This is a genomic window from Natrinema sp. H-ect1, from assembly GCF_041821105.1.
In the GTDB taxonomy this organism is placed as follows: Archaea; Halobacteriota; Halobacteria; order Halobacteriales; family Natrialbaceae; genus Natrinema; species Natrinema thermotolerans.
This window is the reverse complement of sequence record NZ_JBGUBA010000014.1, coordinates 17,709-37,007: the sequence shown is the minus strand read 5'-3', so window position 1 is coordinate 37,007 and position 19,299 is coordinate 17,709. Positions and strand designations below refer to the sequence as shown.

Here is a 19,299-nt window from a genome sequence, read left to right as displayed (position 1 = left end):
GTTGCTCCTTGCGGCTGTCGGTGGTAAAGCGCTGCTCGGATTCCCGACCCGATAGAAATGCGCGAACACGTTCGCCAGGGGCCCACCGAGCGGCGCGTCCGACGGACGGCTCGAGGCGTGCCGGCCGACCCGAGACACCGTCGTTCATGCCTCCTCGAGTACGGGACGGGTTTTCTCGTTGAACAGTTCGATCGCGTTGACGACCTGTAACGGGAGTTCCGGCTGGGGGTCGGCCATCGCAGGCTCGTCGGCGGGGTCGGGCCAGCCGACGACGATGCGGCCCACGTTCCCGGCGACTTCGTGTGAGGTACAGACCTGCTGCGTGTCGACGTAATCGTAGACGCCCTCGGTATCGAAGGTGTGTTCGTACTCGGAGCCGACCCCGGTCAGTCGGTCGCTCCCCCACGGTTCGACGCTGCCGGGAGTTCGGTGAGGCCCATGGCTATCCTCGTGGTAGCCGGTGACGTCGTGGCGACCGGTCTCGACGAGCCACTCGACGGTCCCGCCGGGAACGACGTGGATGATCTGCGGGTCGAACTCGGGATACGGCCGGGAGTTCGCCGTGATCGTGACCGCCTCGGCAGGAGTGCCGAGTTCCCCGGCGTTTTCGGGCGGCTGCTCGTCATCGGACTGCTCGTCGCCTTCGGCGAGACAGCCCGCCAACGCGAGGCCGACTGTACAGGCGGTCGATCGAAGGACGGTACGGCGTGAGAGGTGTGTCATGGGTCTATGATGCGGTGTGGCGATCGATCGAACTGGTCTCGAGTCGTTGCCCTCACGCTCGTCTAGCTGGGCTAGCCGGTTCAACCGGTACGACAGTTCTCGGGCGGTAAGAGGAGGGGCGTACATGTTCAGACGATCAATAAAAAGAAGCCGTTCGTCGCGGCGGGACTCGGCATCGGGCGTTCGTTCGACCGTCGGCGACGCCCCGTCGAGGGCGACGCCGGTCAGCCCGCGACGACGAGCGTCTCGAGGACGATCGCCAGCAGGATCGCCCCGAGGTAGTAGTTCGAGACGTAAAACGACCGCAGCGCGACCTCGTCGGTCGGCTGCCGGAACTGGCGGACCACTGACCGCAGGAAGACGGCACCGAGGGCGACCGACGTGATGCCGTAGACCCAGCCTAAGCCGGCCACCCAGCCCAGGCCGCTGGCGGCCAGCAACGTTGCGCCGAGGTAGAACGCGATGTGGCGACGCGCCGCGGCGACGCCCTCCGCGACCGGGTACATGGGAAAGCCCCCACGCGCGTAGTCGTCGCGGTACGCGATGGCGAGACTGTAGAAGTGGGCGGGCGTCCACAGGAAGATCACCGCCGCGAGGGCGACGGCGGGGAGCCCGACGCGCCCGGTGACGGCGACCCAGCCGATGACTGCGGGCAACGCCCCTGCACCGCCGCCCAACACCGTGTTCCAGGCCGTGTTCGGCTTCAGTACGACGGTATAGAGGACGGCGTAGTACCCGATCGCAGCGAGGGTAAACACCGCTGCGAGCGCGTTGACCCACGTCAGGAGAACGGCCATCGACACGGCCGTGAGCCCGACCCCGAACGCCACGGCGTTGCGCGCCGGCACGAGGTCGTGGACGAGCGGCCGATCCGACGTTCGATTCATCCGCCGATCTCGGTCGCGCTCGTAGACGTGATTGAAGGTTCCGCTCGCTCCGATCGCGAGGACGCCGCCGGCAAGCGTCGCAAGCGCCGTCGACGGCTCGAGCGTTGCCCCGGAAAGCGTCGCCAGTCCCATCCCCGCCAGCGCGACCAGACAGAGCAGCCACATCAGTCGCGGTTTGGTCAGGGTCAGATACGCGCCGATCGTCCGTTTGAGCCGGGCGCCCCGGCCGGTCGGCTGCGGGGCCGTCGCCGGGTCTCCGCCCGCGTCATCGCCGCTGGTCGGCGACTCGGGCGTCGGCGTCAACCGGTCCGTCTCCTCCTCGAGCGTGCCGTCATCGAGGGTGAACACGAGCGCAACGAGGAGACAGGCGAAGATAGCCATCGCGAGCGCGAGGTGGACGGGGCCGGCGACCGACGGCCCACCGACGGCGATGGTCGCACCGAGGAGGACCTGAACGGGAAAGAGAACGAGCGCACAACCGATGAGGGCGGCCACACGGCGGTTGACCTCGACCCGGCGGGCGGCGAGCCCGGACGCGAGGACGAGGCAGCCGGCCACGAGCGCCGCCACGCGATGGCCCCAGTAGAGGAGGGTGTCGCCGGTGGCCGAGCCGATGATCGGATCGGTCGAACAGGTCGGCCACGCGCTGCAGGCGGCCGCACTATCGGTCGTCGAGACGGCGGTCCCGAGCGCCACGAGGACGTACGCCGCGATCACCGTCGCTGTCAGTAGGTCCGCGAACCGTCGTTGACTGTGTTCCGTTGTCATCCGTGGGTACACTCCCAGCCGTTACCGTCCCCGTTTCCGCGATCCCGCGACCGGTCAGTCGCCCGATCCGTCGGTCGCCCGGCGGCCTTAGACACGCCAGATGACCGTCACGACGTCGTCGTCGCGTTCGACCGTCTCGTAGCTGTAGCCGCGGTCGTCCAGTTTCGGGAAGAGGAACTGGGGAACGCGGTCGTTTCGCTGGACGAGAACCGTCTCGTCGGGCAGTTCGACGAGCGTCTCGAGCGTCCGCTGGAGCGGCTCCGGCGGCCCGGCCGATCGGACGTCGATCGTCTCCGTTTGTCGGTCGTCCGGTGCGTCGGTTCGGTCGACGATCGAGGCTGGCGATTGCATAGGTGTCGGTTCGAGCCGGTATCGGCTATCTCTGCTCCCGTACGTGTTCGGTCACCGGCCGGCTCGATCAGGCCTCTACTTTCGGGAACGTCGCGACGAACTCGTCGGGTGCGACCTGTTCGACCTCGTAGCCGTCGGCGTCGAAGCTCTCGACCTCGGCCTCGAACTCGTAGAACAACGGCTTGGGCTCGTGATCGTTGACGATCGTCAGCGCCTCGCCCGGCTCGAGGGCCTCGAACTCGTCGTGGATGGTCGGATGGCGGTTCACCGGCGGGATGTCCCTGACGTCGAGTCGCGTCATGCAACCCGTACTCGGATCGAGTCCCGCATCGGCGTTTGCACGAATATGTTCGGTACCAGCTCGGGGGCGGACCCGTAGGGCCTACGCATGCTCGATGAGGACGTGCCAGACACCGCCCTCCCGTTCCCGACTCTCGTGGGTGAACCCGCGATCGTCGAGTACCTCGTAGAGCGGCTTCGGCTCGAACGGGGCGATCAGCCGGAGCCGTTGGTCGGTCTCCAGTTCCTCGAGGGCGGCCATGATGTCGTCGAACGGTGGTCCATCGATCTCGCGGACGTCGAGCGTTCGTTCGGTGGATTCGGTCGCCATCAGTTACACGTTCCGGCCGCGGACCGATGGTCGTTCGTCCGAACGTGTTCGAGCAGGACGAACTTCCCAGTCGGTAGGAAATGGGCGAACATATTCGTAACTACCGGGATATAGATTCGAACGGAACACGTTCGTATGGCCCAAGCAACACTCAGTCTCACGATGCCCGAGGAGGTCTGGATCCAACAGATATCGACGGATTACCCCGAATCGACCTTCCGGGTGCTGGCCGCCGTCCCCGGCTCCGAGTCCGGGTTCGCTCTCGTCCGGATCGCCGGCTCGTCGGTGCCGGAGGTGATCGAGGACATGAACGATCACCCCCAGCTCACCGAACTCACGCTGGCCCAGTGGAGCGACAACGAGGCGACGGTCCACTTCGAGACGACGGCCCCGTTGCTGCTGTTTTCCTCTCGAGAGTCGGGGATGCCCATCGAGTTGCCGGTCGAGATTCAGGACGGCGAGGCGAAGATCGAGGTGACCGGTTCCCGGGAGCGACTCGCCGAACTCGCCGAACAGCTCGAACACTTCGGGCTCCAGTACCGGATCGAACACGTCCGCGAACGGCTCCACGAGAGCCAACTGCTCTCCGAGCGCCAACTCGAGGTCGTCGTCGCTGCGGTCGACGAGGGCTACTACGACACCCCGCGGCGCTGCTCGCTGACCGATCTGGCGGATCACTTGGACATCGCCAAGTCGACCTGCAGCGAGACGCTCCACCGGGCCGAGGAGGCGATCGTCAAGCGGTTCGTCGAGGACCTCCCGGGACTCGACGACGAGGAGGAACTCGAAGAGCAACTCGCGACCAGCTAAGTCGGATCGTCTGTTCGTTATATGTCCGTGCGCTCGATCCGGGTCTCCGATGCTCGGGCCAGCCGTTAGTATAGCACCCTCCACTTATACTCACGAACATAGTCGCATTGATTCTCAGCCGTTGGAAATCGGCTCGATGCTTCATCCGAGTAGGGTTGTGAGTCCCGGAGTGAGGATCCACAAATGAACGATTTGAAGTGCATGCCGTCGAGTAGCCCCGGCATGACACCAGTGTCATATACAGAGGTGTTCTGATCTAATGAGTACGGACGACGAATCATTCCACCCACTCGGTGAGGAGTGGGAAGACGAACTCGAGTCGATGCTCGACGATACCGAGTACGACAGCGAACTCGGTATGAAGATGGCCCAGGACGCGATGCGGGTCACCGAGGGCGAACTCTCCGAGGCCGAATTCCACGACCGCTACCACGAGGAGGTCATGGAGGAGTTCGGCGAGGACGAGCGCCCGACCAAGGAAGCCTACGAGGCGGCCCAGGAGGAGGCGAAAGGAACCGCCTCCAGAATGCTCGACAAGTTCGACGGCGACGGCGACGAGACCCGTCGTGAAACCATGAAGAAGATGGGGGTCGGCGCTGCGGCCGTCGGGATGGGCGCGTTCGGTACCGTCGCGGACGGCCCCGAACAGAGCCTCGCGGCGGAGAAGGGGCCCCGACAGGAGACCACCGAGGAGAGCGACACCCAGTGGGGGATGACGATCGACCTCGAGCGTTGTGACGGCTGTCTCTCCTGTATGACCGCCTGTTCCCAGGAGAACGACCTCGACCAGGGGGTCAACTGGATGTACGTGATGGCCTGGGAGGACGAGAACCATCACGGTGCCAGCGAGAGCGGCAATACCGACGTCAATAGCGACTTCAACCGACTCAGCGACTTCAACATGCTCGTGCGGCCGTGCCAGCACTGTACGGACGCTCCCTGTGAAAAGGTCTGTCCGACCACGGCCCGTCACACCCGCGACAAGGACGGCCTCGTCCTGACCGACTACGACGTCTGTATCGGCTGCCGCTACTGTCAGGTCGCCTGTCCCTACGGCGTCAACTACTTCCAGTGGGACGACCCCGACGTCGCCTACGAGGACATTGACGGGTTCGAGGACCCCGAGGATCCCGACGAGATCACCCACGCCAAGTACGAACACGGCGAGCGCTGGGTCGACAGCCGAGCGCCCCGTGGTGTGATGAGCAAGTGTACGATGTGTCCGTCCATGCAGGACGGCAAACAGGGAGAGGAGAAGGTCGGAACGACCGCCTGCGAAACGGCCTGTCCGCCGAACGCGATCCAGTTCGGGAACGTCAAGGACGAGGCCAGCGATCCCTCCCAGCACCGCGAGTACCCGACCAAGAGCCGCGCGGTGATCAACCTCAACACCGACATCCCGTCGGCCGACGTGGTCGACAGCAACGTCAGCGACGGCGACAGCCTCGAGGCCGCCATCGAGGCGATCGACAGCACCGAAGACGCGGACCTCGACGCGGACATGGTCGCGATCGCGAAGGCGATCGAAATCCGCAGCCGGGAGAGCGAGACCGAGCCCGGTGACGGGGAGAACAACAGCATCCTCGAGAAGCAACAGACGGTCCTCGAGTTCGTCACCGCGCTCGAGGAGTACGTCGACCTCGAGAGCGAGGAGAGCCTCGCGACGCTGGATCTGGACATGACCGACTCCCTCGAAGACTCCGCTCAGATCCGGCTCGAGCAGTACGCCGGCGACCCGAGTTCGTTCCAGCTGCTCGAGGACGTCGGGACGAACCCGAACGTCACCTACCTCGGGACCCAGCCCGGGCCGGAGGCCCACCAGGTCGAGGGGCCGACCAAGTACGAGGACGTCGACCTGCTCGACAAGCGCCAGGAGTACCTTGACAAGGAAACGGTCGGACACGTCGACGGGGTGTCCCTATGAGTACGAAGGAGCCGACCGAAGCGGACATTCTCCGCCCGATCAACACGTTCACGAAGAAGTACATCATCCTGTACGGGGCCGCTGCACTGGGCCTCGTCGCCTTCCTGATCGCGTGGGCCTACCAGCTCCAGAAGGGGCTGATCGTTACCGGCCTCGGCGACTGGGGGAGCGGCGGTGGCTCGACGTGGGGCCTGTACATCGGCGCGTTCATCTGGTGGGTCGGTGTCGCACACGGCGGCATTATCCTCTCAGCTGCCGTCCGACTGCTCGGTATGGACCGCTATATGCCGATTGCCCGACTCGCGGAGATGACGACGATCGGTGGCCTCTCGGCCGCCGGCTTCTACATTCTGGTCCACATGGGCCGTCCGGACCGGATGGTTACGAGCGTCATCGGTCACTACCACATCACGGTCAACAACTCGCCGCTAGTGTGGGACGTGACGGTCATTACGGCCTACTTCGTGCTGTCGGCGACCTACCTCGGACTGACGCTTCGCTACGACATCAGCCGACTGCGCGATGATCTGCCGGACATGTTCGAGCCGGTCTACAAGATCATGACGATCGGCTACTCCGAGAAGGAAGACGAAGTCATCGACCGGATGGTCTGGTGGCTCGCGGCGGCGGTCATCATCATGGCCCCGCTCCTGCTCCACGGCGGCGTCATCCCGTGGCTGTTCGCACTGCTCCCGGCGATGCCCGCCTGGAGCGGTGGGATTCAGGGGCCGATGTTCCTCGCCATCGCACTGATGTCGGCGATCAGCGGCGTGATGATCATCTCCTATGCGTTCCGTCGTGCCTACGACTGGGACCACATCATCACCGACGACATCTTCCGCGGGCTGCTCCTGTGGCTCGGCTTCTTCACCCTGCTGTTCCTCTGGTTCCAGCTGCAGGCCAACATCAACGGCGTCTTCCTCGGGCCGACCAACAGCGCGGTCGCGGCCGAAGCGAAGATGGCCCACCCGCTGTATCAGATGGCGATGGCGATGGCCTTCCTCACGCTGGTCTATATCTTCCTGCAGGCGATTCGCCCGTCGCTGTTCAGTAAGAAACGGGCGCTGGTCGCCAGCTGTGCGATCCTCACTGCGACGCTGACCGAAAAGATCCTGTTCGTCGTCGAGGGGTTCCTGCACCCCACGTTCGACATCTACGCCAACACGCCCGGGACCTACTTCCCGAGCGCGATCGAATGGCTCTCGCTCGTCGGGACGGCCGGATTGGTTGCACTTTTATTCCTCAACCTCTCGAAGCTCGTTCCCGTGGTCGAACTCCACGCGGTCGAACACATGCGCGGCGACCACGAACACGGTGACGACGCGACCGAACCGGAGGTGGAAGCATGAGTTCAGCACTGGCACTCTCGTCGACGCTGCTGTACCACGGCTACGACGGGACCAGCGGCTTCACCGGCTTCGCCAACGAAGGGACGTGGGTGATCTTCGCGATCATCCTGGTTCCGGTCTACATCATGCTCGCGGCGTGGTTCCTCGGTGAACCCCGCGACACGAAGTCCGGGCTGATGGGCGTTGGCTATCTCGTCGGTCTGACGACGTCGATGTGGGTCGGGATGTTCATCCTGACCGTGCTGATCGGCGTCGTGTTCTACGGTGGCCCGCCGGAGCCGATCAGCAGCGTCGGCCCGCCGTAACCGAGTCGTATCGCGTTCGAACGTCCGTTCCGCTTTTCGCATTTTTCTCGTGTCCGCATCCCGATAGCAACGGCTTCGATGGCCGAACCATCACACGTATCCCGTTCGATCCCCTTCATTCGTATCACACAGCCACTATGAGCATCACCGAACACGAACTCGAAATCAAACTCGAGGGGGTCGAGGACCCCGACATCGGCGAGGACATCGTCTCGCTGGGGCTGGTCAACGACGTCCGGATCGACGACGAGACCGCCCGGATCTCGCTGGCCCTCAACGCGCCGTATGCGCCCTCGGAACTGGAACTTGGCAACCGAGTCCGTGACGTCATCGAAGACGCCGGCCTCGAGCCCGACCTGCGGGCACACGTCGACGAGGAACACGGCTTCGATCAGGAGGTCCTCCCGCGGGTTCGCAACGTCATCGCCGTTTCCTCGGGGAAAGGCGGCGTTGGCAAGACGACGGTCGCGGCCAACCTCGCTGCCGGCCTCCAGAAACGCGGCGCGATGGTCGGGCTACTCGACGCCGACATCCACGGCCCGAACGTCCCCCAGATCCTGCCGGTCGAGAGCGACCCCGGCGTCACGCCCAACGAGGAGATCGTGCCGCCGCGGTCCGACGGCGTCCGCGTCATCAGCATGGGGATGATGATGGAAGACGAGGACGACCCCGCAATCTTGCGCGGCCCGATGGTCAACAAGTTCATGATGAAGTTCCTCGAGGGCGTCGAGTGGGGCCGACTCGACTACCTCATCGTCGACCTGCCACCGGGGACCGGCGACGCGACGCTGAACCTCCTGCAGTCGATGCCAGTGACCGGGTCGGTCGTCGTCACGACGCCCCAGGAGATGGCCCTGGACGACACCCGCAAGGGGATCCAGATGTTCAACAAACACGACACGCCGGTACTGGGCGTCGTCGAGAACATGAGTTCGTTCGTCTGTCCGTCCTGTGGCGACCAGCACGGGCTGTTCGGGACCGGCGGGGCCGACACCATCGTCGACAAGTACGACGTGCCGTTGCTGGGTCGGATCCCGATCCACCCCGACTTCGGGGCCGACGGCAGCGAAGGGGCCCTCGTCAAGGACGACGACAGCGAGGTCCAGGACTCCCTCGAGGACGTCGTCGGCGAGATCGCCGACCGGATCGGCGAGCAGAACCGCCGCAAAGTCTCGGAGAACGTCTCCCACGAACCGACGAACAAGCTGCCGACCGAGACGGAAGACTGAACCCTCGATGGCCGCCGCCAGAGTGTGGCGCCTTCCTGTTCTATCGTAGTCTTCCCCGAGCGTTATAGTGGACTCGAGCGAACCGTCCCACATGCTCGATAGCTACGCCGAATCGATCGCCGACCTCGAGCCGGCCGACGGCGAGGTCGAGACCGCGGAACTGGCCGTCAGCGACGACGTCCTCGTGAAAGCCTTTGCCCTCGGTCCGGGGGCGGAACTCGAGGCCCACGACCACCCCGACAGCACGAACGTCTTTCACGTCCTCGAGGGGACGGTGACCGTCGTGCAGGACGACGAACGCGAGGCGATCGAGGCGCCCGGCGTCGTCCACCACGAGCGCGGCGTCGTCCACGGGGCGAGCAACGAGACCGACGAGACGGTGATCTTCACCGCGAGCCTCTGTCCGCTGCCGTCTTAAATCTCAGTCGCGTTCGGTCGGCCCGTCCGAACACAGCGCGGCGACGTACTTGTCGACGTGGTCGTCGATCCGGCGCTTGTAGCCGGCCTGTCGAGCGAGCCGGTCGAGTTCGCGGGCGACGAGGCTGCCGTACTGGACCGCTTTCTTGTCCCGCTGGGCGACTTCGGCTGGGAGATAGTCGGCCGCGACGCGGCGGAAGCCGCGTTTCCGTTCCTCGGCGTCGGCCAGTAGCTCGTCGGGGAGCCGAAGCGCGGCCTCGATCACGGCGTCGTGGAGAAGCGGCGCGACGGGCTCGAGCCCCGTCGCTTCGATCGTCAACACGTCCCGCGGCAGCTGCTCGGGGAGGCTCCGGATCCCCTCCCGGACGGCCCCCCGAACCGTCTCGGCCGCAACCCGGTGGTCGAGTCGGACGACCTTCTCGTAGCCGCCGAACAGTTCGTCCGCGCCCTGTCCGACCGCGAGCGCGTCGAACCCGTCGGCGGCGACGCGTTCGCCGACCAGGTACAGCGGCAGGGCGATCTGGACGTCCATCGCGTTCGTCCGGCCGGTCGCTCGCACGACCTCCGGCACCGCCCGCTCGAGGTCCGCGGGCTCGAGGTCGACGACCGTCAGCTCGCGGTCCATCGCGTCGGCGGCCGTCCGCGCGGCTTCGACGTCGTGGCTGTCGGGGAAGCCGACGACGTACAGCGGTGCGTCGAGCAGTTCGGCGACCAGCGCCGAGTCGACCCCGCCGGAGAAGGCGACCGCGATATCGCGGTCGGCCCCCAGCGCGGCGTCGGCCGCCGTCTCGATCGCCCGCTCGAGGGATGCGAGCGCGCGCTCGGGGGCGCGTGGCTCGGGATCGGGAAGGGACCAGTGCGATTCCGGCTGAGGAAGCGGCTCGTCAGCGGCTGCGGCCGCGCCGGCCGGGAAGAGGACGGGGTCCTCGAGCGGGGCCGGCTCGAACGCCCACGCCCGCCCCTCGTCCGCGGAGTCGTCGGCGTCGACGAACAGCGGCTCCCGGCCGAGGATATCGCGGACGAGGCGGCCGTCGACACGCCCGGCGAAGCCGGTGCCACCGGGCAGCGGATCGGCCCGCTCGATGGCGTCGCGGACGGTCGCCGGGTCGCCGCGCAATTCGTCGGTCATCGGAGGATACTCAGAACGCGGCTCAGTCGTCGCGTGACCCCGCCGGCGAACTGCTGGACGCTGATCCGCCACGGCGTTCGCTTCCCCTCGACGGTCGTCCGGCCGTCGGCGATGGCCGCGAGGATCGCATCGGCCGAGCGCTCGTCGGCGTCGACTCGGGTGACCGCCTGCCCGACCATCTCGCTGATGTGGGCGTCGCTGCCGGCGGTCATCGGTAGCTCCCGCGACCGGGCGTAGCGCTCGGCCTGTCGGTTCGCGCGGCCGGTAAACAGCCGCGAGTTGTAGACCTCGATCGCGTCGCCCAGCGCGAGCTGGTCCCGGGAAATACGGGCCATAACGCCGTGGCGGGCCTCCTGAAACGGATGCGGGATCACCGCGAGCCCACCCTGGTCGTGGATCGCCTCGAGCGTCGACTCGAAGGAGAGTCCCGGCGGGACCGCTTCCTCGAGTCCCAGCCCCAGTACGTGGCCGGCCTTGCTCGAGATTTCCATGCCCGGAACCCCGACCAGTCCGTACTCGGGGGCCAGTTCGGCGGCCTCGAGGCTCGCGTCGATCTCGTCGTGGTCCGTCACGGCGATCGCGTCCAGCCCGACGGCCTCGGCCTGCTCCAAGATGAGTTCGACCGGGTCGCGACCGTCGTAGGACAGCGACGAGTGCGTGTGGAGTTCGACCGACAGCACGAGCGTACGTTTAGGCGGCCTGATCAAAAACGACTCGGTCCGTCGGTTGCGATCGTCGAACCCGACCGACAATATGCATAAACGTGCATATAGAAACCCATTTACCGGCCGACTTTCACCACCTAGGTGAATGAGTCTTGCCGATTCGGACCGCGAACTCGTCGTTTCCGAGCTGGGGCGGGAACCGACTCGAGCGGAGGCGGCGCTGTTCGAGAACCTCTGGAGCGAACACTGTGCGTACCGCTCCTCGCGACCGCTGCTGTCGGCCTTCGAGAGCGAGGGGGCGCAGGTCGTCGTCGGGCCGGGCGACGACGCGGCGGTCGTCGCGCTCCCCGGCGAGGAGGGCGAGGACGCGACGTACATCACGATGGGGATCGAGAGCCACAACCACCCCTCCTATGTCGACCCGTTCGACGGCGCGGCGACCGGCGTCGGTGGCATCGTCCGGGATACGCTCTCGATGGGGGCCTACCCCATCGCACTGGCCGACTCGCTGTACTTCGGCGAGTTCGGCGACGACCACTCGAAGTACCTCTTCGAGGGCGTCGTCGAGGGGATCAGCCACTACGGGAACTGTATCGGCGTCCCCACCGTCGCCGGCAGCGTCGACTTCCATCCCGATTACGAGGGCAACCCGCTGGTCAACGTCGCCTGCGTCGGCCTGACGAACGAGGACCGGCTGGTCACTGCCGAAGCACAGGAACCGTGCAACAAGCTCGTCCTCGTCGGCAACGCCACCGGCCGCGACGGCCTCGGCGGCGCGAGCTTCGCCAGCGAGGACCTAGCGGAGGACGCCGAAACCGAAGACCGGCCCGCGGTCCAGGTCGGTGACCCCTACGCGGAGAAACTCCTCATCGAGGCCAACGAGGCCCTCGTCGACGAGAACCTGATCGAATCCGCCCGCGACCTCGGTGCCGCCGGCCTCGGCGGGGCCTCGAGCGAGATGGTCGCCAAGGCCGACCTCGGCGCGCGAATCGAACTCGAGCGAGTTCACCAGCGCGAACCGAACATGAACGCGCTCGAGATCCTGCTCGCCGAATCGCAGGAGCGGATGTGTTACGAGGTCGAACCCGACAACGTCGAGCGGGTGCGCGAGATCGCCGAGCGGTTCGACCTCGGTTGCTCGGTCATCGGCGAGGTCACCGACGGCAACTACACCTGCACCTTCGAGGGCGAGACCGTCGTCGACGTCGACGCCTACTTCCTCGGCGAGGGCGCGCCGATGAACGACCTCGCGAGTGAGGACCCCGCCGAACCCGAGACTGACCTGCCCGCCGCGGATCTTAAGGACGCCTTCGACGCCGTCGTCGAGAGCCCGAACACCGCCTCGAAGCGGTGGGTCTACCGACAGTACGACCACGAGGTCGGCGTTCGAACGAGCGTCGGCCCCGGCGACGACGCGGCCATCGTTGCGGTCAGAGAGGCCGAGCAGGGACTCGCGCTCTCGTCCGGTGCCGCGCCGAACTGGACCGCAGCCGCGCCCTACGAGGGCGCTCGCGCGATCGCGCTCGAGAACGCGACCAACGTCGCGGCCAAGGGTGCGACGCCGCTGGCCGCGGTCGACTGTCTCAACGGCGGCAACCCAGAGAAGCCCGACGTCTACGGCGGCTTCGAGGGCATCGTCGACGGCCTCGCCGAGATGTGCGAAACGCTGTCGACGCCGGTCGTCGGAGGCAACGTCTCGCTGTACAACGACTCCGTCGCCGGGCCGATCCCCCCGACGCCGACGCTGGCGCTAGTCGGAGCGAAAGAAGGCTACGACGCCCCACCGCTGTCGGCCGCACCGGAGGGCGACCTGGTGCTGGTCGGCGATCTGGGCCTCGAGACCGGCGACGCCCGGCTGGGCGGCTCCGAGTACCTCGCACAGTTCGGCGGCAGCGACCGGTTCCCCGCACTGCCCGGCGACCCCGCGGCCCTGATCGAGACCCTCGCCGCGGTGGCCGACGACGACGCGACGCTCGCGGTTCACGACGTCAGCCACGGTGGGCTCGCCGTATCCCTCGCAGAGATGGTCACCGACGAGGCCGGGCTTGAGGTGTCGCTGCCGGGCGACGACCCCGCCGGCGAACTGTTCCACGAGCAGCCGGGTCGCGCGCTGATCCAGACCGAATCCGTCGAGGCAGTCCGCGAGGCGTTCGACGGCGTCGCCCCCGTCGTCGAACTCGGCACGGCGACCGACGACGGGTCGCTGTCCGTCGCCGTCGGCGACCGGACGATCGAAACCGACGCCGCCGAGATTCGGGAACGGCGCGCAACGATCGAACGCGGCCTCGAGTGACGGTCGCGGCGTGATGATCGGCGGGGACCGCGATCGACGTCCACCTTACTACCGCTACTCTCCGGTATATTGATATTCGTTCGGCACGGATTCTCCGCGAACGGCACAGCCGGAGGAACATCGATGTCCGATACCCCATCCGTCCTGATCGTCGAAGACGAGCCCGACCTCGCGGATCTCTATGCCGCCTGGCTCGAGGAGGAGTGTCGCGTCCGCACGGCTTACGACGGCGCCGAGGCGCTCGATGCGATCGATGAGACGATCGACATCGTATTGCTCGATCGGCGGATGCCGGGGCTCTCGGGCGATACCGTCCTCGACACCATGCGGGAACGGAGCCTCGATTGCCGGGTCGCGATGGTGACAGCGGTTGAACCCGACTTCGACATCGTCGAGATGGGGTTCGACGATTACCTGGTCAAGCCGGTTTCGGGCGACGAACTCGTCGACGTGATCGACCAGTTACTGCTTCGTTCGACCTACGACGACCAGCTCCGTGAGTTCTTCGCGCTCGCCGCGAAGAAGGCGCTGTTGGACGACCAGAAGACCGCGGCCGAACGCCAGTCGAGTCAGGAGTACGCCGAACTCGAGGACCGACTGGCCGTCCTCCGGGTCCGGGTCGACGACACGATGCAGGAACTCTTAGCGCAGGATGGCTACCGACAGCTCTGGCGGGACATCGCGGGTGAGTCGTTCGAAACGGAATAACGTTTACGCGGGGTCCCGCTCGAGGGTCGTTATCTCCCTGATTTCGATCCGGGTGCCGCCGTTGTCGCCGTTGGTGACCGTACACGTCCAGTCGTGGGCCTCGGCGATCGCCCGGACGAGCGCGAGCCCGAGGCCGTCGATCGCGGTGTCGTCGTCGGCAGTCGGATCGAGGACGCGATCGTGTGCGTTCGGCGGGATTTCCGCGGCATCATCGAGGAGGAAGAACCCGCGGCTGCCGTCGTCTTCGAACCCGACCAGTCCGATCTGGATCGTTACGTCGTCGCTCGCCCGAGCGACCGCGCTGTCGAACGCTGTCTGGAGGAGGTGGACGAATCGGTCGGGATCAGCCCGGAGCGCGGCCGGCGCGTCCACGACGACGTTATCGGGGTCCAGCCGGGAATCGGCGAGCGCGTCGTCGATCGCCGACTCGAGCCGGAGCCGGCTGCGCGGGCCGACCGCGGAGGCGTTGCGGGCGAACTCCCGGACGTCGTCGACGAGCCGTTCGGCCCGGTCGAGCGTCGTCTCGACGGTGTCTTCCGCCAGCGGGAACTCCCACTCGTCGGCTCCGTCGTCCGCGAGGGCGTCGGCGACGGCCTCGAGCTGGTTCTGGAGGTCGCTCGAGAGGATCTCGGCGACGGCCTCGAGGCGTTCGGTCTGGCGCTCGAGTTCGGCCGTCCGATCCCGCAGGACTCGTTCCCGGTCCGCCCGATCGAGGGCGGCGCGAGTGTTCTCGACGAGCGTCGAGATGAGGTCGACGTCGGTTTCGTCGAACCAGTGGGGGTCGTACGAGCCCGTCATGAGGACCCCGTGGGTCCCGATCGGGGCGATGATCTCCGATCGAAGCGGCGTCTCGGGGTTGTAGAGCCCGTCGGTATCGCCGAGATCGTCGAACAGTTGGACCTCGCCGCCCTCGAAGACCTCCCAGACCAACCCCTCGCCGGGGTTGAACCGCGGGAGGCCGCCGAACTCGTCGTGGGCCCCCGCGGTGCCGGCGACCGGTTCGAGGTAGCCCTGTTCCTCCTCGAGCAGCCAGACGCCGCTGATGGGGAGATCGAGCAGGTCGCTGCCGGCGTGGACGGCGATCGCACAGATCTCCTCGGGATCGTCGGACTCGAGCAGCCAGCGGGTAACCTCGTGCAGCGACGTGACGACGCGGTCGTACTCGTGTTGATCGGTGATGTCCCGGACGATCGCGGCGACCGTCGCGGCGTTGTCCTCGACGGGGACGAACCGGAACTCGCCCATCCGGTCGTCGCCGTCGGGGCCGACGTAGGGCAACTCGAGCTGGCGATGGGCGGCGTTGCCGACGTCGACGTCGGTGATCGCCCGTCCGATCTCGACGGCGTCATCGTCGTCGATCCCCGCAACTTCGGTCAGGGTCTCGACGTGTTCGCCGACGAGCGTCGAACGGCCCGCGCCCAGCACCGACTCGGTCGCGCCGTTGACGGTGATGATCTCGCGGTTGCGATCGAGCGTGACGACGGCGTCGCGGATCGCCTCGACGACCGCGGCGTGTTGGGCGAGCGTCGTCTCCTGAGCCTTCCGCTCGCTGACGTCGCGCATGAACACGGAGAGGCCCGTTTCGGAGGGGTAGGCCCGTGCCTCGAACCACGTCTCGAGGGGGGCGTGATAGATTTCGAAGGAAACCGGCACCTGTTCGTCCATCGCGCGGTGAAAGCCCTCGGGGAACTGCGTCTCGACGGTCTGGGGGAACTCGTCCCACATGACCCGCCCGATCAGCTCCTCTCGGGAGCGTTTCAGCAACGTCTCCGCCCGCTCGTTGAGATAGGTGAACCGAAAGCTCGTATCGAGAGCGAAGAAGGCGTCGGTGACGCGATCGACGATCGGTACGGAACGCATCGTCACGACTCGCCACCCCACACCCGTCTCGGCGGCGTAGTCCCGCCCCCACACCCGAATAGATAACCGCTCGCAACCGTTGGAATCATCGACGGATAGTTACTGGATAGTTAGTAAACCCCCTATTTCAGTGTCGTGGCCGAGCGCCGGTGTGTGTCTGAGTGACATGGGTCGGCGCCGAGCGGAGTCGGGTCGTCCGGTCCAGGCAGGCGAGTTATCCCGATCGATCGGATAGGAACGACGCCATGGTCGACTTCTTCGAACGACTCTCGATCCTCCTCGGCAGCGCGACCGTCCTCGCGGTCTGTCTCGTCCTGCTCGCGAGCGGCCTCCTCGAACTCGGGCTGGACCGCCGGCTGCGATCCGGCCTGCTGCCGAGCCTCGGTCTGCTCGTCTCCGCCGCCACGCTCGCGGTCTGGGACGCGTCGAATGGCGATGTCGACGACCCCTGAGGACCCTCGAGCCGGGGTCTCGCGGCGGGACCGCTCGTCTCGGCGACTCGGCCGACAAAACGATACGGGTCGGCGATGCCGGCTCAGGCGTTGTCGGCGACGAACGCCTCGATCCGGTTCAGCGCCTCCCGAAGGTCCTCGAGGCCGGTCGCGTAGGAGATCCGCAGGTGGCCCTCGCCGCCGGTGCCGAAGACGTCGCCGGGAACGACGGCCACGCCCTGTTCGCGCAGCACTTCCTCGGCGAACTCCTCGGCGGTAAAGCCCTCTGGGACCTCGGGGAAGCAGTAGAACGCCCCCTTGGCCTCGAAGACGTCCATCCCGATCTCTCTGAATCGCGAGAGGACGAACTGTCGGCGGCGGTCGTACTGATCGACCATCTCCCGGACGTCGTCCTCGCAGGAATCGAGCGCCTCGAGGGCGGCGTACTGGGCGGTCGTCGGGGCCGACAGCATCGTGTACTGGTGGATCTTGTTCATCGCACCGATGGCGTCGGCCGGGCCAAGCGCATAGCCCAGTCGGAGGCCGGTCATCGCGTGGGCCTTCGAGAAGCCGTTGAACACGATCGTCCGCTCGCGCATCCCCTCGAAGCTCGCGATCGAGGTGTGATCCCCGTCGTAGGTCAGCTCTGCGTAGATCTCGTCCGAGAGGACCATCAGGTCGTGTTCGCGGGCGAACTCGGCGATCGGCTCGAGGTCCTCGGCGGGCATGATCGCGCCGGTCGGGTTGTTCGGATAACAGAGGACGAGGACGTCGGCCTCGTCGGCACCCGCTTTCTCGAGGCCCTCGACGGTGAGCCGGAAGTCGTCTTCCTCTTTCGTGGGGACCGGCAGCACTTCGCCGCCGGCGAAGATCACGCCGGGCTCGTAGGAGATGTAGGAGGGCTGGGCGATCGCGACCGTGTCGCCGGGATCGACGAACGCCCGGAAGGCGAGATCGACGGCCTCACTGGCCCCGGCGGTGACGATGATCTCCTCGTCGGGGTCGTAGCCCAGATCGAACCGATCGGCGACGTAGTCGGCGATCGCCTCGCGGAGGTCGCTCTTGCCGCGGTTGGCGGTGTAGGAGGTCTTGCCCTGCTCGAGCGAGGCGATGGCGGCGTCGCGGGCCGCCCACGGCGTCGCGAAGTCGGGTTCGCCCACGCCCAGCGAGATGACATCGTCGCGCTCGTCGGCGATCTCGAAGAACCGGCGGATGCCCGACGGCGGCACCGTCTGCACCCGGTCTGACAGTTCGAAGCTCATGGTCAGGGCGAGAAGGAAAGCCGGTCGTCGTCCTCGCCGTCGCCGAGTTCGATCCCGTTCTCCTTGTAGGAGGTCATCACGTAGTGGGTGACCGTCTGGGTGATCTCGGGGACGGGCGCGACCTTCTCGCTGATGAACTGCGAGACCTCGCGGATGGAATCGCCTTCGACCTCCATATCGAAGTCGTAGTCGCCGCTGATCAGTCGGAGGGCTTTGACCTCCGGGAACTGTGCGAGGCGCTGGGCGATGTCGTCGTAGCCGGTCTCGCGGTCGAGCGTGACGTTCAACTCGACCTCGGCTCGGACGCGCTCGTCGGCGAGCTTGTCCCAGTCGACGACCGCTTGGTACCCGCGGACGACGCCTGCTGCCTCGAGTTCCTCGATGGTGGCTGCGACCTCGTTCTCGTCGAGGTCGGTCATTCGCGCGATATCGGCCGCGGAGTATCGCGCGTTCTCACGAAGCAACTCGAGCACCTCGCGTTCACTCATACTGCCTGCAAGCGCGAGCGCGAGTAAAGGTCTAACGTTGTTCGTTCGTGAACGATCGTTCGGGATCCGACTACCGGTAGTTCTTGAACAACAGCGCCCGCACGTCGTCTTTCGTCTGGACCTGCTCGGTCGAGCCGTCCGGCAGATCGACGCTATACCGGTAGTCCGCCGAAGCCGCCTCCTCCCACTTGTCGTCGTGGGTCTCGAGCAGGCTCATCATCTCGTCTAACATGTCGTCGTCGTCAGCGGAGCCGTCATCGTCGGATCCGTCGTCGCCGTCGGTGTCGCTCTCGTCGTCCGCGTCGCTCTCGTCACCTCCCCCGTCCTCGCCGTCGTCATCGGCTCCTTCGTCCGCGTCGCTCGCATCGTCGTCGACCGGTTCCGCGGGATCGTCCGACTCGGACTCGAGGTCCTCGTCCCCGTCCGCGTCGTCCACGACCCCGTCGGTTCCCGGCGCCTCGCCCTCGATATAAGAGACTTCCTCGAGGTCGTGGGGATCGGCCTCGCCGTCGATGGCGGCCCCGACCGAGGCCGCGACGTCGTCAGTCGCCGAGGAGTCGAACTCGCCGTCGGCCTCGAGTTCGATCTCCTCGTCCAAGTTGTCGATCAGGAACTGCACCGCGTCCTGCTCGCGGACGAAGCCGTACTTGCCGACGACCGATTCGGAGATCTCCTCCCGGAGGTGCTGGATGAACGCGTACTGTTCGTCGGTGACCTCGAGCGTCTTCATACCCAGTCGATGCGGCCCGGGGTACAAATATGTAAGTCGTTGCGTGGAACTCGAGGGATCGGATCGGCCGGAACGGCGCCGGAATTAAGTGGCTCCGGGAGCCAGCCCCGAACGGCTATGGACGAGGTACTCGAACTCGCCGACGTCGTCGCCGATTCGGAACTCGAGGGTGCTGTCGTCTGGCTGCTCCGACTGGTCGGCCTGCTGGCGATCCTGGGCGGGCTCGGGCTCTGGCTGCTGACCGACATCGGCCTGATCGTTCCGCTCGCCCTGATCGCCGGCGGAATCGCCCTGCTGGTCGTCCCCGGCTTGCTCCTCGAGTTCGCGGAGCTGTTCGGCTAGGCCGCTGTGGCAGTCGCG

At 66.3% G+C, this 19,299-nt stretch carries 21 protein-coding genes; 10 read left to right on the top strand and 11 right to left on the bottom strand.

The features are described 5' to 3' along the window. Positions 1-144: 144 nt before the first annotated feature. The 5 genes from ACERIM_RS17870 to ACERIM_RS17850 all read right to left on the bottom strand — a co-directional run bounded on the left by ACERIM_RS17870 (position 145) and on the right by ACERIM_RS17850 (position 3,339). Positions 145-723: a plastocyanin/azurin family copper-binding protein gene (locus ACERIM_RS17870; protein WP_049964282.1), complete on the bottom strand. Its 579-nt coding sequence runs from the start codon at positions 721-723 to the stop codon at positions 145-147. Positions 724-947: 224 nt separating this feature from the next. Beyond that, positions 948-2,378, bottom strand: a complete 1,431-nt coding sequence (gene cyoE / locus ACERIM_RS17865; RefSeq protein ID WP_373633656.1) for a heme o synthase — start codon at positions 2,376-2,378, stop codon at positions 948-950. Between the two features lie 87 nt (positions 2,379-2,465). Further along, positions 2,466-2,729, bottom strand: coding sequence for a DUF2249 domain-containing protein (locus tag ACERIM_RS17860; RefSeq protein ID WP_006648763.1), 264 nt, complete (start codon positions 2,727-2,729; stop codon positions 2,466-2,468). 67 nt (positions 2,730-2,796) lie between these two features. After that, a complete protein-coding gene (locus tag ACERIM_RS17855) occupies positions 2,797-3,030 on the bottom strand; it encodes a DUF2249 domain-containing protein (protein ID WP_006181573.1) in 234 nt (77 codons plus the stop codon). 81 nt (positions 3,031-3,111) lie between these two features. After that, positions 3,112-3,339 carry a DUF2249 domain-containing protein gene (locus ACERIM_RS17850; RefSeq protein ID WP_006648764.1) on the bottom strand — a complete coding sequence of 76 codons (228 nt, stop codon included), beginning with the start codon at positions 3,337-3,339 and terminating at the stop codon, positions 3,112-3,114. Positions 3,340-3,474: 135 nt separating this feature from the next. Here ACERIM_RS17850 and ACERIM_RS17845 point away from each other — a divergent pair, with 135 nt between their 5' ends. The 6 genes from ACERIM_RS17845 (at position 3,475) to ACERIM_RS17820 (ending at position 9,374) form a co-directional block, all read left to right on the top strand. Continuing rightward, positions 3,475-4,149, top strand: a complete 675-nt coding sequence (locus tag ACERIM_RS17845; RefSeq protein ID WP_006181575.1) for a helix-turn-helix domain-containing protein — start codon at positions 3,475-3,477, stop codon at positions 4,147-4,149. Between the two features lie 259 nt (positions 4,150-4,408). Then, complete coding sequence (locus ACERIM_RS17840; RefSeq protein WP_373633655.1) at positions 4,409-6,073, top strand: 4Fe-4S ferredoxin N-terminal domain-containing protein; 1,665 nt, start codon at positions 4,409-4,411, stop codon at positions 6,071-6,073. Beyond that, complete coding sequence (nrfD, locus tag ACERIM_RS17835; RefSeq protein WP_373633654.1) at positions 6,070-7,422, top strand: NrfD/PsrC family molybdoenzyme membrane anchor subunit; 1,353 nt, start codon at positions 6,070-6,072, stop codon at positions 7,420-7,422. Before ACERIM_RS17840 ends, nrfD begins: the two co-directional genes overlap by 4 nt. Next, positions 7,419-7,727 (top strand): hypothetical protein, encoded by a 309-nt coding sequence (locus ACERIM_RS17830; RefSeq protein ID WP_006648767.1) that lies wholly within the window; start codon positions 7,419-7,421, stop codon positions 7,725-7,727. The genes nrfD and ACERIM_RS17830 overlap by 4 nt, the downstream gene beginning before the upstream one ends. 137 nt (positions 7,728-7,864) lie before the next feature. After that, entirely contained in the window at positions 7,865-8,956 is a 1,092-nt protein-coding gene (locus tag ACERIM_RS17825; protein ID WP_006648768.1) for a P-loop NTPase, read from the top strand. A gap of 91 nt (positions 8,957-9,047) precedes the next feature. After that, positions 9,048-9,374, top strand: coding sequence for a cupin domain-containing protein (locus ACERIM_RS17820; protein ID WP_006648769.1), 327 nt, complete (start codon positions 9,048-9,050; stop codon positions 9,372-9,374). A gap of 3 nt (positions 9,375-9,377) precedes the next feature. Here the strand turns inward: ACERIM_RS17820 and ACERIM_RS17815 are convergent, their stop codons facing one another. After that, positions 9,378-10,502 carry an asparagine synthase C-terminal domain-containing protein gene (locus ACERIM_RS17815; protein WP_373633653.1) on the bottom strand — a complete coding sequence of 375 codons (1,125 nt, stop codon included), beginning with the start codon at positions 10,500-10,502 and terminating at the stop codon, positions 9,378-9,380. Beyond that, a complete protein-coding gene (locus tag ACERIM_RS17810) occupies positions 10,499-11,182 on the bottom strand; it encodes a PHP domain-containing protein (protein WP_006648771.1) in 684 nt (227 codons plus the stop codon). The genes ACERIM_RS17815 and ACERIM_RS17810 overlap by 4 nt, the downstream gene beginning before the upstream one ends. Before the next feature lie 130 nt (positions 11,183-11,312). Here ACERIM_RS17810 and purL point away from each other — a divergent pair, with 130 nt between their 5' ends. Together purL and ACERIM_RS17800 are read left to right on the top strand one after the other, a co-directional pair. Continuing rightward, on the top strand, positions 11,313-13,460 hold the full coding sequence (gene purL / locus ACERIM_RS17805) for a phosphoribosylformylglycinamidine synthase subunit PurL (protein WP_373633652.1): 2,148 nt from the start codon (positions 11,313-11,315) through the stop codon (positions 13,458-13,460). Between the two features lie 123 nt (positions 13,461-13,583). After that, entirely contained in the window at positions 13,584-14,168 is a 585-nt protein-coding gene (locus tag ACERIM_RS17800; protein ID WP_373633651.1) for a response regulator, read from the top strand. Between the two features lie 3 nt (positions 14,169-14,171). On the opposite strand, the gene ACERIM_RS17795 is transcribed toward ACERIM_RS17800, so the two are convergent. Continuing rightward, on the bottom strand, positions 14,172-16,028 hold the full coding sequence (locus ACERIM_RS17795; RefSeq protein WP_373633650.1) for a PAS domain-containing protein: 1,857 nt from the start codon (positions 16,026-16,028) through the stop codon (positions 14,172-14,174). A gap of 245 nt (positions 16,029-16,273) precedes the next feature. Between ACERIM_RS17795 and ACERIM_RS17790 the strand changes: the two genes are divergently transcribed. Next, positions 16,274-16,480 carry a hypothetical protein gene (locus ACERIM_RS17790; RefSeq protein WP_006181586.1) on the top strand — a complete coding sequence of 69 codons (207 nt, stop codon included), beginning with the start codon at positions 16,274-16,276 and terminating at the stop codon, positions 16,478-16,480. Positions 16,481-16,563: 83 nt separating this feature from the next. Here the strand turns inward: ACERIM_RS17790 and ACERIM_RS17785 are convergent, their stop codons facing one another. The 3 genes from ACERIM_RS17785 to ACERIM_RS17775 all read right to left on the bottom strand — a co-directional run bounded on the left by ACERIM_RS17785 (position 16,564) and on the right by ACERIM_RS17775 (position 18,939). Then, positions 16,564-17,721: a pyridoxal phosphate-dependent aminotransferase gene (locus ACERIM_RS17785; protein ID WP_006648775.1), complete on the bottom strand. Its 1,158-nt coding sequence runs from the start codon at positions 17,719-17,721 to the stop codon at positions 16,564-16,566. Between the two features lie 2 nt (positions 17,722-17,723). Further along, positions 17,724-18,209 carry an Lrp/AsnC family transcriptional regulator gene (locus tag ACERIM_RS17780; RefSeq protein ID WP_049964291.1) on the bottom strand — a complete coding sequence of 162 codons (486 nt, stop codon included), beginning with the start codon at positions 18,207-18,209 and terminating at the stop codon, positions 17,724-17,726. Positions 18,210-18,279: 70 nt separating this feature from the next. After that, positions 18,280-18,939 carry a hypothetical protein gene (locus tag ACERIM_RS17775; RefSeq protein ID WP_049964292.1) on the bottom strand — a complete coding sequence of 220 codons (660 nt, stop codon included), beginning with the start codon at positions 18,937-18,939 and terminating at the stop codon, positions 18,280-18,282. 117 nt (positions 18,940-19,056) lie between these two features. Here ACERIM_RS17775 and ACERIM_RS17770 point away from each other — a divergent pair, with 117 nt between their 5' ends. Next, a complete protein-coding gene (locus ACERIM_RS17770) occupies positions 19,057-19,281 on the top strand; it encodes a hypothetical protein (protein ID WP_006648778.1) in 225 nt (74 codons plus the stop codon). Positions 19,282-19,299: the final 18 nt, after the last annotated feature.

Excerpts from the sequence above, each read along its gene's own strand:
- nrfD (WP_373633654.1), top strand. The coding sequence starts at position 6,070 with ATGAGTACGAAGGAGCCGACCGAAGCGGACATTCTCCGCCCGATCAAC.
- ACERIM_RS17825 (WP_006648768.1), top strand. The coding sequence starts at position 7,865 with ATGAGCATCACCGAACACGAACTCGAAATCAAACTCGAGGGGGTCGAG.
- ACERIM_RS17845 (WP_006181575.1), top strand. The coding sequence starts at position 3,475 with ATGGCCCAAGCAACACTCAGTCTCACGATGCCCGAGGAGGTCTGGATC.
- ACERIM_RS17815 (WP_373633653.1), bottom strand. The coding sequence starts at position 10,502 with ATGACCGACGAATTGCGCGGCGACCCGGCGACCGTCCGCGACGCCATC.
- ACERIM_RS17820 (WP_006648769.1), top strand. The coding sequence starts at position 9,048 with ATGCTCGATAGCTACGCCGAATCGATCGCCGACCTCGAGCCGGCCGAC.
- ACERIM_RS17795 (WP_373633650.1), bottom strand. The coding sequence starts at position 16,028 with ATGCGTTCCGTACCGATCGTCGATCGCGTCACCGACGCCTTCTTCGCT.
- ACERIM_RS17860 (WP_006648763.1), bottom strand. The coding sequence starts at position 2,729 with ATGCAATCGCCAGCCTCGATCGTCGACCGAACCGACGCACCGGACGAC.
- ACERIM_RS17770 (WP_006648778.1), top strand. The coding sequence starts at position 19,057 with ATGGACGAGGTACTCGAACTCGCCGACGTCGTCGCCGATTCGGAACTC.
- ACERIM_RS17785 (WP_006648775.1), bottom strand. The coding sequence starts at position 17,721 with ATGAGCTTCGAACTGTCAGACCGGGTGCAGACGGTGCCGCCGTCGGGC.
- ACERIM_RS17840 (WP_373633655.1), top strand. The coding sequence starts at position 4,409 with ATGAGTACGGACGACGAATCATTCCACCCACTCGGTGAGGAGTGGGAA.
- ACERIM_RS17800 (WP_373633651.1), top strand. The coding sequence starts at position 13,584 with ATGTCCGATACCCCATCCGTCCTGATCGTCGAAGACGAGCCCGACCTC.
- ACERIM_RS17830 (WP_006648767.1), top strand. The coding sequence starts at position 7,419 with ATGAGTTCAGCACTGGCACTCTCGTCGACGCTGCTGTACCACGGCTAC.
- ACERIM_RS17790 (WP_006181586.1), top strand. The coding sequence starts at position 16,274 with ATGGTCGACTTCTTCGAACGACTCTCGATCCTCCTCGGCAGCGCGACC.
- ACERIM_RS17850 (WP_006648764.1), bottom strand. The coding sequence starts at position 3,339 with ATGGCGACCGAATCCACCGAACGAACGCTCGACGTCCGCGAGATCGAT.
- ACERIM_RS17775 (WP_049964292.1), bottom strand. The coding sequence starts at position 18,939 with ATGAAGACGCTCGAGGTCACCGACGAACAGTACGCGTTCATCCAGCAC.
- purL (WP_373633652.1), top strand. The coding sequence starts at position 11,313 with ATGAGTCTTGCCGATTCGGACCGCGAACTCGTCGTTTCCGAGCTGGGG.
- ACERIM_RS17780 (WP_049964291.1), bottom strand. The coding sequence starts at position 18,209 with ATGAGTGAACGCGAGGTGCTCGAGTTGCTTCGTGAGAACGCGCGATAC.
- ACERIM_RS17870 (WP_049964282.1), bottom strand. The coding sequence starts at position 723 with ATGACACACCTCTCACGCCGTACCGTCCTTCGATCGACCGCCTGTACA.
- ACERIM_RS17855 (WP_006181573.1), bottom strand. The coding sequence starts at position 3,030 with ATGACGCGACTCGACGTCAGGGACATCCCGCCGGTGAACCGCCATCCG.
- cyoE (WP_373633656.1), bottom strand. The coding sequence starts at position 2,378 with ATGACAACGGAACACAGTCAACGACGGTTCGCGGACCTACTGACAGCG.